This window comes from Nitriliruptor alkaliphilus DSM 45188, from assembly GCF_000969705.1.
Lineage (GTDB): Bacteria > Actinomycetota > Nitriliruptoria > Nitriliruptorales > Nitriliruptoraceae > Nitriliruptor > Nitriliruptor alkaliphilus.
Map to the genome: position 1 here is coordinate 3029249 of NZ_KQ033901.1, position 13945 is coordinate 3043193.

Genomic DNA, 13945 nt, shown 5'->3' on the forward strand with positions numbered 1-13945 from the left:
TTGCTCCACCGACCGGGCGACGTTGAGGGCGTCGGTACCCGGCCAGGACCGCGACGAGAGGGGGAGCACCCCGAGGTCGGTGGCGGCAGCGTGGTCGGCGTCAGCCAGCCGCAGGGTGACGTCCTCGCAGCCGACGCGGCCGCGGACGACCATCGGGAACCCTGGCCGGTCCGAGGTCGGCGCGCCGTGGATCCCGGTCACGTGATCGCGCTCGGCCATCCGCGTGACGGTCTCCGCCGCGGCGGACGCCTCGCACACCGTCACTCGAGCCGGCCATCGCCAACGACGGGAGCACGCGCGGATGAGGTCGTCGTCCGACACCGGCCCGTCGGCGAGCGCGATGATCCGGACGTCGAGTCCGGTCAGTTCCCCGTCGTGGCCGTCCCAGGTCACCGTCTCGATCACGCCGTCGGGCCCGGCACACCAGACGGCTTCGGTGGCGTGGGGATGGACGGGCGGGCTCGGTGCCGCGCAGGCTGCCAGCAGGACCGCGACCGCCACCGTGGCCGCCGACGACGTACGGACATGGGAACGCAGGCAGGCACGACGCGCGGCCACCCGGGGTGGGTGGTCGCGCGTCGTGCGGTGGTGGTCGGTGCCGGTCAGAAGGGCATGGAGGGGTCGGCGGGGTCCGGCGGGTCGCCGGGTGGGTCGGTGGTCCGCGGGGGCGTCCGGTCGGGTGCGCGTGGCGGTGGGCTGCGGCGGGTGTCGCTGGCGTGTCGGTCGGGTGGTCCGCGGCGGCCGCTCCGGTCGAGGTCGACGGGTGGGCCGCGGTGCTGGTCGTCGGGTGGTCGCCAGGTGGCCGGGAGGGTGCGGACGGTCAGGCCGGTGCGGGGGTGGTGCCAGGTGCGGGTGCCGTCGGCGGTGCCGGTGGCGGTCCACCCGTCCCGTTCCTTCCGGCGGTTGGCGGTGCGACAGAGGGGGGCGAGGTTGGCGATGTCGGTGGGTCCACCGGCGGTGGCGGGGACGGCGTGGTCGAGGTCACAGACCCGGGCGGCGGTGGGGCAGTTGCCGGGTTCGGTGCAGGTGTCGTGCAGCGCGAGGGCCGCGTCGGCCAGCCAGCCGGGCGGCCGTCGTGTCTTGGTGCCGACACCGACGACCTTCCCGTCCTCGAGCAGCACCAGGCGCAGGTCGGTGCCGTGCTCGTCGACCAGCCGCCGGGCCGTGCGGCTGTCGACGTGCATCACCCCACCGGCCAACGTCGTGAGCAGCTGGGCGGAGAGGCGATGGTCGCCGAGGAGGGTGTCGAGCTCGGCCCGCATGATCAGCGTGGGTGGCCGCACCGCCCCAGCCTGACCAGCCGTGTCGTCGGTGGGGCCGCCGCGGCGGCACAGGTCGATCAGCCGGGCGGCGCGTGCCCGCCCTGCCGTCAGCCGGTTCGCGGCGACCTGATCGGGATCAGCTGCGTCGCCGAACCGCTGTCGGGTCGCGGTCCCGAGGGGGCCGGGGTCGGTGACGGTGTCGAGGGCGGCGAACCCGACCGGTCCGAAGTCGCCGTGGAACCGGCCACCGGACCCGTCCAGACGTGGTTGCAGGACCATCACGTCGTCCGGCACGACAGCCCCGTCGTCGTCACCGTCGTCGGACTGGAGGTCGGTCACCGCCCAGGACACCACGTTGGCCAGCGCGTCCGGGTCGGCGCCGGCAGCCCCGTCGATCGCGCGTGCGAGGGCGGCGTCGAGCCGGTCGTCCAGGTGCCGCGGGCTGCGTTCGACCTTCAAGGCCACGGCGCGGACCTGGGACCAGGACACCTCGCCATCAGCGAACGCCGTCCGCAACGTCGGGAGGCGTCGGCAGACCGCGGCAGCTGTGGTCAGCATGCGGCGGTCCGAGCGGGTGGAGCGGCCCACGATGGCCAACCACTGCTCGAGCCCCACGCCCGTGGCGGCCGGTGCGACCCCGGCGTCCTCGAGCACGATCAGCGCCTCGACCAGCCGGGCGGTCATCCGCTCGGTGTCGACCGCCAGCTGCAGGAACGAGGCCAGCTCGGGCACCTCGGCCAGCACCGGCAGACCGAACGGCGGGTCGGTGTGGCCCTGACGGTCGTCAGGATCGGGGGCGGCAGCAGCGGTGGTTCCCATCACCACGCATCATGCCCGACGCCTGCGACACCACCGCCGACTGTCCACAGGCCTCGCCGGTCGGCCCGGAGTAGGGTCGCGTGCTCGCGTCGGGAGAGCCGATCTGGACACACGCACCGTCCTGCGGTTGCTGCTCGACGAAGCGCCGGTCGAGGCGCTCGAGCAGCTCGTCGAGGAAGCCCGGGGAACCGGGGCCGATGCCGCACGCCTCGAGGAGCTCCGCGAGACCAGCTACCTCGCGCTGCAGCTGCGCACCGTCCTGCGCGAGCGTCGGCGGCGTGAGAGCGAGCTGGCGGCGCTGTACGCCACGGCGGGGGACCTCATCTCGATCCGGGCGCCCCAGCGGGTCCTGCAGGCGATCGCGCGGCGGGCCCGCGAGCTGCTGGACGCCGACACCGCCTACCTCACGCTGATCGACGAGGAGGCCGGCGACACCTACATGCGGGTGACCGACGGCATGGTCACCCCGGACTTCGGGCGCGTCCGGCTGCCCCTCGGCGTCGGCCTCGGTGGGCTGGTCGCTCAGACGGCGACGCCCTACTTCACCTCGGACTACCTGAACGACGACCGGTTCGATCACGCGGGGCGCATCGACGAGGTGGTGCAGGCCGAGGACATCCGGGCGATCCTCGGCGTCCCGCTCAAGCTCGGCGACGAGGTCATCGGTGTGCTGTTCGCCGCCAACCGGCACAGCCGTCCGTTCACCCCCGACGAGGTCAACCTGCTGTCCTCGCTCGCGGCGCACGCCGCGATCGCCATCGAGAACGCCCGGTTGTTCGACCGCTCCCAACGGGCCCTCGAGGAGCTGGCGGCCAGCACGGCGGTGGTGCGGGCACACAGCGACGCGGTCGAGCGTGCGGCCGCGGTGCACGAGCGGCTGACCGACATCGTGCTGCAGGGTGGCAGCCTGGACGACGTGGCCCGGGCGGTCGCCGAGGTGCTGGGTGGGACGGTCACCGTGCTCGATCCGAACGGGCGCCCGGTGGCAGGCGGGCGTGACGAGGTCCCGGTGACGCAGGCTGCCCTGACCGAGGCGTGGGAGGCCGGGCGGACGATCAGCGACGAGCGGGATGGGGACCGCGGTTGGGTCACCCCGGTGGCGGCGGGCGCGGATCCGCTCGGAGCGTTGGCGCTGCGGGGTCGCGACCGGCTCGACGACGCTGACCTGCGCACCTTCGAGCGGGCCGCGCAGTCGATCGCGCTGCTCCTGTTGCACGAGCGCGCCACCGCCGAGGCCGAGCTGCGGCTGCGCGGCGAGCTGCTCGAGGACCTGCTCAGCGGCGTCGACCGTGTTCCCGAGGTCACGACCCGGCGCACCCGGCTGCTCGGTGTCGACCTCGAACGTCCGCACACCGTGCAGGTCGCGTCGGTCCCCGGGCACGACCGTCGGAGCCTGCTTGCGGCGGCGGCCCGGATCGCCGAGGACCGCGGCGGGTTGGCGGCGGAGCGGCACGGCGCCGTCGTCCTGTTGGTCCCAGCGGGCGACGACCTCGACGGGCTGGCCACGGCCGTCGGTCGTCCGGTGACCTGCGGCGTGGCGGTCGCGACGGGGCTCGAGCAGCTGCCAGCCGCCTACGAGGAGGCGGATCGGTGCCGGCGCGCCCTGGTAGCGCTCGGCCGCGACGGTGAGGTCGCCAGAGCAGCGGACCTCGGGGTGTTCGCGCTGCTGTTCAACCGGCTCGGTCGCGAGGAACTCGAACGCTTCGTGGTGGCCACCATCGGTCCGGTCCTGGACCACGACGAGGCGCGGGGGACCGAGCTGACGGCGACGCTGGAGGCCTACTTCGACGCTGGCGGCAACCTCGTCCGCGCGGCCGAGGCGTTGCACGTGCACGTCAACACCCTCTACCAACGCGGCGAACGCATCGCCCGGTTGTTGTCACCGAGCTGGCGCGAACCGGACGAGGCGCTCCAGCTCCACCTCGCGCTCCAGGTCCGCCGGTTGCAGGCCGCCCTCGGCGAGTGAGGGTGGAGGTATCGCACATATCCGATGCCGGATGATGGAGGGTTCGCACCTAGGCCGCCGTCGCCGCCGTCCGTAGCGTCCCCTCCGTCGGGCTGGGAGGCGCGACGGGACCGGGAGCGGCGCTGGTGCACGCAGGTGAGGTGACGTACCGATCCCTCCGGGAGAGCTTCCGGTGGGACCTGCCCGAGCGGTGCAACATCGCCGTGGCCTGCGCCGACGTCCACGCCGCCACGTCGCTGGCCATGATCGAGATCGTGGGTGGCCGCGTCCGCGAGCACACCTTCGGGCACATCACCGAGGGGTCGAACCGGCTCGCCAACGGGCTGGACGGGCTCGGGGTGACGCGCGGGGACCGCGTCGGCATCGTGCTGCCGCAGGGGTTCGACGTCGCGATCGCCCACCTCGCGGTCTACAAGCTCGGCGCGATCGCGGTCCCGATGACCCAGCTGTTCGGTCCCGAGGCGATCCGCCACCGGCTGGCCGACAGCGGTGCCCGGGTCGTGGTGACCGACACCACGACGCTGGATGTCGTGGCCGAGGTCGCCGGCGAACTCGACGACGTGACGGTGGTCGTGGCCGCCGACACCGTGACCTCCCCGCACGTCCGGCTGCAGGACCTGCTCGAGCGTGCCTCGGTCCGCGCCGAGGTCGCCCCCACCGGCCCGGACGACCCGGCGCTGCTGATCTACACCTCGGGGACCACGGGATCGCCGAAGGGCGCGCTCCACGGCCACCGCGTGCTGGCCGGCCATCTGTCGGGGTTCGACCTGATGTTCGACCGCTTCCCCCACCCCGACGACCGCATGTGGACGCCCGCGGACTGGGCCTGGATCGGTGGGCTGCTCGACGCGTTCCTGCCGGCCTGGAGCCACGGCCGACCCGTCATCGCCACGCCGCGGGCCCGGTTCGACCCGGAGTGGGCGGTCGCGCTCATGGCCGAGCACGGGGTCACCACCGCGTTCCTGCCGCCGACGGCGCTGAAGCTGATGCGGCAGGCCGACGCGACGGCCGGCGACCTGCAGCTGCGATCGGTGATGAGCGGTGGCGAGAGCCTCGGCAGCGAGATGCTGTCCTGGGGCCGGGAGCACCTCGGGGTCACGATCAACGAGATCTACGGTCAGACCGAGGCCAACCTGCTCGTCGGCAACAGCGCCGCGATCTGGGACGTGCGCCCAGGCTCCATGGGGCGGCCCTACCCCGGCCACGAGGTCGCGGTGCTGGCCGACGACGGTGCCATCGCACCTCCGGGCGTGGAGGGCGAGCTCGTCGTCCGGGCGCCGGACCCGGTCCTGATGCTGCGGTACTGGAACCAGCCCGAGGCGACCGAGGAGAAGTTCGTCGACGTGCCCGACGGGGCCGGTGGGACCCACCGCTGGCTGCGCACGGGCGACGTCGGAACGGTCGACGACGACGGCTACTTCTGGTTCACCGCGAGGGACGACGACGTCATCATCTCGGCGGGCTACCGCATCGGTCCCGCCGAGATCGAGGAGTGCATCATCGGGCACCCCGCCGTGGCGCTGGCGGCGGCTGTCGGGGTGCCGGACGAGGTCCGCGGCGAGGTCGTGAAGGCCTTCGTGACCCTGGCCGACGGCGTCGCACCGTCCGCCGAGCTGCGCGACGAGATCCGTCAGCGGGTCCGGACACAGCTGGCGGCGTACGAGTACCCGCGGGAGGTCGAGTTCGTCGACGAACTCCCGCTGACGACCACGGGGAAGATCCGCCGACGTGACCTGCGCGACCGGGAGATCGCGCGCGCCGCCGGCACCTGAGAGGCGAGGAACGGTTCGACGGTGCACGCGTCGCGTGCGCCGCAGCTGATGAGGAGGGCAACGTGCGAGGGACGACGAAGCGTGATCGACGGCGGAGGTCCAGCACCGCACTGGTACTGGCGCTCGGCCTCGTGGCCACCGCCTGCGGAGGTGGGGGCGTCGAAGGTGACGCTGCCGCGCCGGAGTCGGAGGACGGCGGCCAGGAGGTGAGCGACGACGACGGTGGTGGCGGCGCCGCTGATGACGGCGGCGCGGCCGAGGGCGATCCGATCAGGATCGGCATGGCCACGACCCTGTCGGGATCGATCGCGCTGTTCGGCGAGGCCAACCGCAACGCTGCGCAGCTGGCCGTCGAGGAGATCAACGAAGCGGGTGGCCTGCTCGGCCGGCCCGTGGAGCTGATCGTCCGTGACGATCACGCGGCGCCCGAGGAGGGCGTCAGCATCGCCCGCGACCTCATCATCGACGAGGGCGTGGTCGCGATGCTCGGACCGGTGTCGTCCGGGGTGGCGCTCGCCATGACCGAGGTCTCGGCCGAACGCCAGGTGCCGTTCATCGTGCACACCTCCAACACCGAGGCGCTGACGACCAGCAGCTTCCAGCCGTACTTCGTGTCCGTCGTGCCCAACACCGGCATGGAGGCACGGGCACAGGGGGTCGACCTCGCCGACGAGGGCATCATGAGCTGGGCGACCATCGCGCCGAACTACGAGTTCGGTCAGGCCCAGGTCGGCACGTTCGTGGAGACCATCCAGGGCGAGAACCCGGACGTGCAGATCATCGACCAGCAGTGGCCCGAGCTCGGTGAGTCCGACTACCAGCCGTTCATCACCGCGATCCTCGGACGCAGCCCGGAGGCCGTCTACAGCCCGCTGTTCGCCGGTGACCTCGTGACCTTCAGCCAGCAGGCCGCCAACCTCGGCTTCTTCGACAGCGACGTGTACTTCACGGCGCTGTACGAGACCGACGCGCTGCGTGAGCTCGGCGACTCGGTCGACCTCGAGGGCGTCCGCGCCTACTCGCGCTGCCCGTTCACCATCGACACCCCCGAGATGGCCAGCTTCGTGGAGCGCTACCAGGACCGCTACGGCGAGGTGCCGTCGGACTGGGCGTGCATGGCCTACGACGCCACGATGCTGTGGGCCGCGGTCGTCGAGGAGAACGGCGACACGGATGCCGACATGTTCGTCGAGACCGTCGAGGGCTTCGAGTTCACCTCGCTGCGCGGTGACATCACGATCCGGCCCGAGGACCACCAGGGTTCGGTGTCGTCGTACATCGCCGAGCTGACCTACTCCGACGAGCACGGGATGTACATCTACGGCGACATCACCGAGGTCCCCGCCGAGGACATCTGGCTCTCGGTCGAGGACCTCGAAGCCGCCCGCTGAGCGAGCACCGCTGCCGGTCCGCCCACCCGGGCGGGCCGGCCGACACCCACCACGACCGGAGGCGCACGTGACCTGGCAAGCGTTCGCGCTGCAGCTGCTCACCGGCCTGTCCCGGGCGGCGATCCTCTTCATCGTCGCGTCGGGTCTCAGCCTGGTGTTCGGCGCCATGCGCGTGGTCAACATCGCGCACGGCTCGTTCTACATGATCGGGGCGTTCGTCTCGGTCACCGTGGTCCAGTGGGTCGGCGGGCTGCCCGGGTTCCTGCTGGCGTTGGTGGCGGGGGCGGCGGTCGTCGCTCTGCTCAGTGCCGGCATCGAGGTGGTGGCGCTGCGCCGGCTGTACGAGGCCGAGCACCTGCTGCAGCTGCTGGCGACCTTCGCGTTCGTGCTCATCCTCGCCGATCTGGTCCAGTTCCTGTGGGGCGAACGGCCGCGGTCGGTGCCCCAGCCGAGCCTCATCGGCGGGTCGGTCAACCTCGGCGGGATCGTCTTCCCGCGCTACAGCCTGTTCCTGATCGCCGTCGCGGTGCTGTTGGCGATCGGCCTGTCGGCGCTGCTGGCCAAGACGGGTCTCGGGCGCGACATCCGTGCGGCCGTGTCCGACCCGGAGATGCTCGGGATGGTCGGGGTGAACGTGCCGCGGCTGTTCACCATCGTGTTCGCCCTCGGCGGGGTGCTCGCCGCGCTCGGTGGGGTGCTGGCCGCGCCGCAGTCCACCGCCCGGCTCGGGATGGACATCTCCATCATCGTCGAGTCGTTCGCGGTCGTGATCATCGGCGGCCTCGGGTCGCTGGTCGGCACGGCGGTCGGTGCGTTGCTGGTCGGCGTGACCTTCGCGTTCGGGATCGTGTTCTTCCCCCAGGCCGCCCTGGCGATCGTCTTCCTCGTCATGGCCGCCGTCCTCGTGTGGCGGCCCTACGGGCTGTTCGGAGTACCGGAGCGATGATGCAGCGAACGAGCCCCGCCCTCATCGGCTGGTCGGCAGCCGGCCTGGTCGCGCTGCTGGCGCCGCTGGTGGTCAGCGAACGCCAGCTGTTCCTGCTGATGTCGGTGATGACCCTGGCCGTCTTCGCGACGTCCTTCAACGTGCTGCTCGGCTACACCGGCCTCGTGTCCTTCGCGCACGCCTCGTACTACGGCGTCGGCGCCTACACCGTCGGCCTCGGTGCCCTGCACCTCGGGATGCCGCCGGTGCTCGGGTTCGTGCTGTCACCGGTCGTCGCGGGCCTCGTCGCCTACCTGACGGGGCTGGTGGCGCTGCGGGCCACGCGCCTGTACTTCGCGCTCCTGACCCTCGCCCTCGGACAGCTGCTGTTCCTCGCGGCGTTCCAGTGGCGGTCGGTGACCCGCGGCGACGACGGCATCCACGGGATCGTGCTGCCACCCGCCCTCGCGCCGACGCTGAACCGCTACTACTTCGTGCTGGTCGGGACGGTGATCGCACTGACGATCCTGGCGGTGGTCCTGCGCTCACCGTTCGGGCAGACGCTGCGGGCCATCCGCGAGAACCGCGAACGGACCGGGTTCCTCGGCATCAAGGTCAAGCGCTACGAGCTGGCGTCGTTCACGATCGGCGGCGCGTTCGCCGGGTACGCCGGGGGGATGTTCGCCGTCTTCGAGCGGTCGGCGTTCCCCGAACTGATGCACTGGACCACCTCGGCGCAGCCGATCTTCGTCACGCTCATCGGCGGCCTGTCGAGCTTCGCGGGACCCACCGTCGGTGCGGTGGTCTACGGGCTGCTGCAGGACTACATCACGCGCAACATCGAGTACTGGCAGGCCGTCCTCGGCGTGGTGGTCCTGTTGATCATCCTCTTCCTGCCCGGCGGGCTCGTCGAGGGTTCGAAGCGGGTGTTCGCCCTGGTCACCGGCCGCCGTCCCGCCCGGTCGGCGCTCGATCCGGCTGCCGGCGGGGTCGCCAGCGACGAGGTCGAACGCGAGCCCACCAGCACGGGAGGCCAGTGATGGCAGCGCTGCTCGAGGTCCGAGGCCTGAAGAAGCGCTTCGGCGGCCTGCAGGCGGTCGCAGGGGTCGACCTGCGGGTCGAAGCGGGGGAACGGCGCGCGGTGATCGGCCCCAACGGGGCCGGCAAGACCACGCTGTTCAACCTCATCACGGGCCACTACCGGCCTGACGAGGGAGCGGTGACCTTCGACGGCAACGACATCACCGGGCGGGCGACCCACCAGGTGTCCCGGGCGGGCATCGGTCGGGCGTTCCAGATCACCAGCATCTTCCCCGGCCTGTCGGTCCACGAGAACGTGCAGCTCGGCATCATCGCGAGGCTCCGTGAGTCGCGACGGGTGACGGGACGGGCCGCCGGTCGCCACGCCGAGGAGGTCACCGCGATCCTCCAGGACGTCGGGCTCGCGTCCCTGGCGACCGAGCGGGCCGGCAACCTGTCGCACGGTGACCAGCGCGCGCTCGAGCTGGCGATCTCGGTCGCGCTCGAACCGAAGCTCCTGCTCCTCGACGAACCGACGGCCGGGATGGCGCCGGGGGAGACCACGCGCACCATGGACCTCGTGCGGCGCATCGCCGACGAACGGCAGCTGACCGTCCTGTTCTGCGAGCACGACATGGACGTGGTGTTCGGCACCGCGCACCGGATCCTCGTCATGCACCAGGGAGGAGTCCTGGTCGACGGGACCCCCGAGGAGGTCCGCGACCACCCGGAGGTCCGCAGGGTCTACCTCGGAGCGGAGGACGACCGATGACCACGACGACCGCGATGCGGGATGCGCTGCACGTCCGCGGACTCGACGCCTACTACGGGGCCAGCCACGTCATCCACGACCTCGACCTTCGGGTCGCACCGGGTGAGCTGGTCACCCTCCTCGGCCGCAACGGCGCGGGCAAGACCACGACCTTCGCCGCGTTGATGGGGCTGGTGTCGACCCCGACCGGATCGGTCGAGGTCCACGGCGACGAGCTGGCCGGTCGCTCGACCTACCAGCGGGCCCGCAGCGGGCTCAGCCTCATCCCGTCGGGCGCCCGGGTCTTCGCCAACCTCACCGTCGAGGAGAACCTGCAGGTGGTCCGTTCCGCACGACGTGGCGGCGAGGACGCCTGGGACGTCGGTCGTGTCTACGAGGTCTTCCCCAAGCTCGATCAGCTGCGCGCGAGCTTCGCAGGCAACCTGTCGGGCGGTGAGCGGCAGATGCTGGCGGTCGGACGCGGGCTCATGGCCAACCCCCGGGTGCTGCTGTTCGACGAACCGTCGGAGGGGCTGGCGCCCGTCATCGTCCAGGAGATCGGACGGCTGCTCGGGCGGCTCAAGGACCTCGGCCTGTCGATGATCCTGGCCGAACAGAACCACCGGTTCGCGCTGCGCTACGCCGATCGGGCCTACCTCATCGAGAAGGGTCAGATCCGCCACGAAGCCACGTCCGCCGAGCTGGCGACCAGCGACGCGCTCAGCCGTTACCTCGGCGTCTGACCGCCGGGTGTGACGATGCCGTGCTCGTAGGCGAACACGATCGCCGCGGCACGGTCGCGCAGTTGGAGCTTGGTGAAGATGCTGCCGAGGTGGCTCTTGACCGTCGTCTCGCCGATGTGCAGCTGCGTCGCGATCTCGGTGTTGGTCGTGCCGTCGGCGAGCAGCCGCAGCACGTCGAGCTCGCGCGGGGTCAGCTCGTCGAGGCGCGTGCCGGCGGCGGCGCGGGGGAGGGCCTCGGTGCGCAGGTGGGCGAGCACCCGGCCGGTGACGGCGGGGTCGAGCCAGGACCGACCCGCCGCGACCTCGCGGGTGGCTCGGATGATGTCCTCCCCGGGCGCCTCCTTGAGCACGAAGCCCGCTGCGCCCGCTGACAACGCCGCTGCCACGACCTCGTCGTCGTCGAAGGTGGTGAGGATGAGCACGGGGGGCGGGTCCGGCTCCTGCCCGAGCGCCCGCGTCGCCTCGGGGCCGCCCACCTGCTTCATGCGCACGTCCATCACGACCACGTCCGGGCGGTGCACCCGCACGGCGGGCACGACCTCGCTGCCGTCGGCGCACGTGGCGACGATCTGGAGCCCGTCGTCGAGGTCGAGCAGCGCACGCAGGCCGCTCAGCACGAGGGGTTGGTCGTCGACCAGCAGGATGCGGATCACGGTGTCGGCTCCGCCGGGATGCGGCAGTCGACGCTCCACCCCTGACCACGGGGACCGGCCGTGACCGAGCCGCCGAGTGCCCGGACGCGTTCGTCCATGGCCCGGAGCCCGAGGCCGGCGCCGGTGGCCCGTGTGGTCGGTGCGCCGCCGTCGTCGCGGACCCGGACCAGGACGTCGCCGTCCTCGTCACGCACCTCGACCGCCACCGGGGCGCCCGGGGCGTGCTTGGCGGCGTTGGCGAGCGACTCCTGGACGGTGCGGTAGACCGCCAGGCTGCTGGCCGGGGACAGCCGCTCGGTGTCGGTCGCGACCTCGACCTCCAGGGCCACCCCGGCGGCGCGGTAGCTGTCGATGAGCGACGGCAGCTCCTCGATGCCGGGCAGGGCCGGAGCCGTGGTGTCGCCGTCCCCGTCGTGCAGCAACCCGACCGCGCGGCGCACGTCTGCCAGCGCTCGGCGTCCGAGCCGCTCGGCCTCCGTGAGCGTGTCCTCGGCCTTCGTCAGGTCACGACGCAGCGCGATCCGCGCCGTCGTCAGGTGCAGCATCGTCACGGTCAACGAGTGGGCGATCACGTCGTGGACCTCGCGGGCGATGCGCTGCCGCTCCTGCCGTGCGGCGTCGGCGCTGAGGGCCGCCTGGGCGTGCTGGAGCTCGAGCACCAGCCGCTGCTGGCGACCGCCGATCGCGCCCGCGAGCATCCCGAGCACGATGCCCGTCGACCAGAACACCCACGAGTTGCCGAACGCGCCCTCGACGAGGAAGCGGCCGGGCGGGATCAGGGCGGCGACCACCCCTGCCGGCACGGCGATCCTGGGGAGCGCGACCGCACCGAGGTGGGTACCGAGCAGCACCAGCAGCATCAGCGACAGCTGCGCGTCGTGCTCGGGCGCGAGGCCGATGGCGCGGGCACCGAGGTTGATGACGGCCACGGGCACGATGACGCCGGCGGCGAACAGCGAGGGCCGGAGGCGGACGCCGGCGGTGCCGAGCAGCCACGGGCTGACCGCAGCCGCGAGCAGCACCACCAGCCACGGCCACCGGTCGCCCTCGGTGTGAACGAACGGGGTCAGGGCTGCGAAACCCACGGCGATCGCCGCGATGGTGGCCATGGCCCAGCGCGGCCAGAGCGCCGGCTCGAGAGGCTGCGTGTGGGTCACGTGCGCGCCTCCAGGTCGACGAGGTCGAGCACGTACCGCTCCCGGTACCCCACGCGCCCGACGGGACCCGGTGCCTCGAGCTCGGCCTCCACCTCGGACCGGACGAGCAGCCCGTCGCTGGCCCGCACCCAGACCGTCGAGCGGCGCCAGCCGGTGGTCTCGCCGCTCAGCTCGGCTTCCACGCGCAGGCGGGCCACCTCGACGCTCCGGCCACCGACGGTGCGGCGTTCGGTGCCTTCGCGTCGTGTCGTGACCGTCATGGAGGTCCCGTCCGGGTCGGTGCACCTCGCGGTCCAGCCGTCGGCGACGGTCCGGACGGGGGAGCAGGTGAAGTGCTGGCGGCGTTCCTGCCCGTAGAACGAGCGAGCGGTGTCGGTGGTGACGAGCAGCGGTGGATCGACGTCGACGCAGAAGCCGTGCTCGTCACGTCGTTCGGCGATCGGCTCCCAGACCTGGCGGAACCCGCAGTCGGTGTGGTGGACGACCTGGACGGTCTCCTCGGGGAAACGACGGTGGCTGCCGCGGGTGTCGAGCTCCTCCCACCCGTCGGTCGCGTAGCGGTAGACGCCGGCCGGCGGGCGGGCGGCCGAGGACTCGGACCGCTGCGGCCCGTCCGGGCCCGCCGTGGCCGGGGTGGGCGCCGGTGCAGCCTCCGGGGCGGGGGCTCCGGAGGGGGTGCTGGCCGGGGCCTCATCCGTGGTATCGGAGCCGCTCGTCGGCGCGACGGCACCCACCGTGGACGGTGCCGGTGTCGTCCGGGCTTCGGGAGGGGCCGTCGCCAGCCCGTCCGACGCCGGATCGGTCGCGTCCGGTCCTCCTTCGGTGCCCGATCCGGGGTTGGTGCCGGACGCGACACGGGCGGCGGTGGTCGCGCCCTCGGCGGCGGCACGGAACTGCGCCAGAGCGTCGTCGGCGGTGACCGGCGTGGGGGCCGTCAGTGGCCCGATGACGAGACTCGCGCCGACCAGCGCGATCGTCGTGGCTGCGGCCACGAGGGTGCGTCCGCGAACCGGCCGTGCCGCAGGGGGCCGCGGTGCTCCGAGGGCACGTCCGTCCACGATGGCGCCGAGGGTCCTGGCGACGGTCGGCGTGGCGTCCCGCTGTCGGCCGTGTCCCCACCGCGGTGGCCCGGCCCCGTGCCAGCGCACCTCGAGCTCGCTCCAGCCCCACCCGGCGGGGCGGACCTCGAGCGTGGCGGTGCCGGCGACGCGTCCTCGACGCCACGTGGCCGTCGAGCACCGTGCTCCCTCGACGCTGCCGGGCCGCCAGCGGGGCGACAGGTCGACGGTGACGCCGCCGACGTCCGCGTGACGGGGCAGCCGGGCGACCACGTCGTCGGTCGCGGCTCGGACGAAGGTCTGTTCGCTGCGGTGCACGGGGAGCCTGTCGCGGGGTGACCGACGCTACGGACGGGTCACCACCGCGTCGTCAGCGTTGCGACGGGAACCACCACCCCCTCCCGCGGAGGAGCGCCTCCTCCGCGAGG

12 protein-coding genes are annotated in these 13945 nt (G+C 72.6%); 7 read left to right on the plus strand and 5 right to left on the minus strand.

All coding sequences use genetic code 11. From position 1 onward, the window contains the following. The coding region (locus NITAL_RS28080) for a hypothetical protein (protein WP_211262410.1) at window positions 1-558 on the minus strand (558 nt) is incomplete at its 3' end. A 44-nt stretch (window positions 559-602) separates the two neighbouring features. Next, the gene (locus NITAL_RS14165) at window positions 603-2081 is read right to left on the minus strand and encodes an HNH endonuclease signature motif containing protein (RefSeq protein WP_157041838.1); all 1479 of its coding nucleotides are present in this window, start codon (window positions 2079-2081) and stop codon (window positions 603-605) included. 127 nt (window positions 2082-2208) lie between these two features. On the opposite strand from NITAL_RS14165, the gene NITAL_RS14170 reads away from it, so the two are divergent. From NITAL_RS14170 to NITAL_RS14200, 7 genes are all read left to right on the plus strand, one after another. After that, window positions 2209-4047 carry a helix-turn-helix domain-containing protein gene (locus tag NITAL_RS14170; protein WP_083441575.1) on the plus strand — a complete coding sequence of 613 codons (1839 nt, stop codon included), beginning with the start codon at window positions 2209-2211 and terminating at the stop codon, window positions 4045-4047. 140 nt (window positions 4048-4187) lie between these two features. Next, entirely contained in the window at window positions 4188-5819 is a 1632-nt protein-coding gene (locus tag NITAL_RS14175) for an AMP-binding protein (RefSeq protein ID WP_211262411.1), read from the plus strand. 62 nt (window positions 5820-5881) lie between these two features. Continuing rightward, window positions 5882-7210, plus strand: a complete 1329-nt coding sequence (locus tag NITAL_RS14180) for an ABC transporter substrate-binding protein (RefSeq protein WP_052666902.1) — start codon at window positions 5882-5884, stop codon at window positions 7208-7210. A 67-nt stretch (window positions 7211-7277) separates the two neighbouring features. Beyond that, complete coding sequence (locus NITAL_RS14185) at window positions 7278-8156, plus strand: branched-chain amino acid ABC transporter permease (RefSeq protein ID WP_052666903.1); 879 nt, start codon at window positions 7278-7280, stop codon at window positions 8154-8156. Next, a complete protein-coding gene (locus NITAL_RS14190; protein ID WP_052666904.1) occupies window positions 8156-9175 on the plus strand; it encodes a branched-chain amino acid ABC transporter permease in 1020 nt (339 codons plus the stop codon). Before NITAL_RS14185 ends, NITAL_RS14190 begins: the two co-directional genes overlap by 1 nt. Then, window positions 9175-9927 (plus strand): ABC transporter ATP-binding protein, encoded by a 753-nt coding sequence (locus NITAL_RS14195; protein WP_052669688.1) that lies wholly within the window; start codon window positions 9175-9177, stop codon window positions 9925-9927. The genes NITAL_RS14190 and NITAL_RS14195 overlap by 1 nt, the downstream gene beginning before the upstream one ends. Beyond that, window positions 9924-10649 carry an ABC transporter ATP-binding protein gene (locus tag NITAL_RS14200; protein ID WP_211262412.1) on the plus strand — a complete coding sequence of 242 codons (726 nt, stop codon included), beginning with the start codon at window positions 9924-9926 and terminating at the stop codon, window positions 10647-10649. The genes NITAL_RS14195 and NITAL_RS14200 overlap by 4 nt, the downstream gene beginning before the upstream one ends. On the opposite strand, the gene NITAL_RS14205 is transcribed toward NITAL_RS14200, so the two are convergent. Genes NITAL_RS14205 through NITAL_RS14215 form a run of 3 tightly spaced genes read right to left on the minus strand, consistent with a single transcriptional unit; the run spans window position 10634 to window position 13835 of the window. Continuing rightward, window positions 10634-11302, minus strand: a complete 669-nt coding sequence (locus NITAL_RS14205; RefSeq protein ID WP_211262413.1) for a response regulator transcription factor — start codon at window positions 11300-11302, stop codon at window positions 10634-10636. The genes NITAL_RS14200 and NITAL_RS14205 overlap by 16 nt on opposite strands. Continuing rightward, window positions 11299-12459 carry a sensor histidine kinase gene (locus NITAL_RS14210; protein WP_052666905.1) on the minus strand — a complete coding sequence of 387 codons (1161 nt, stop codon included), beginning with the start codon at window positions 12457-12459 and terminating at the stop codon, window positions 11299-11301. Before NITAL_RS14210 ends, NITAL_RS14205 begins: the two co-directional genes overlap by 4 nt. After that, on the minus strand, window positions 12456-13835 hold the full coding sequence (locus NITAL_RS14215; protein ID WP_052666906.1) for a hypothetical protein: 1380 nt from the start codon (window positions 13833-13835) through the stop codon (window positions 12456-12458). Before NITAL_RS14215 ends, NITAL_RS14210 begins: the two co-directional genes overlap by 4 nt. Between the last annotated feature and the right edge of the window lie 110 nt (window positions 13836-13945).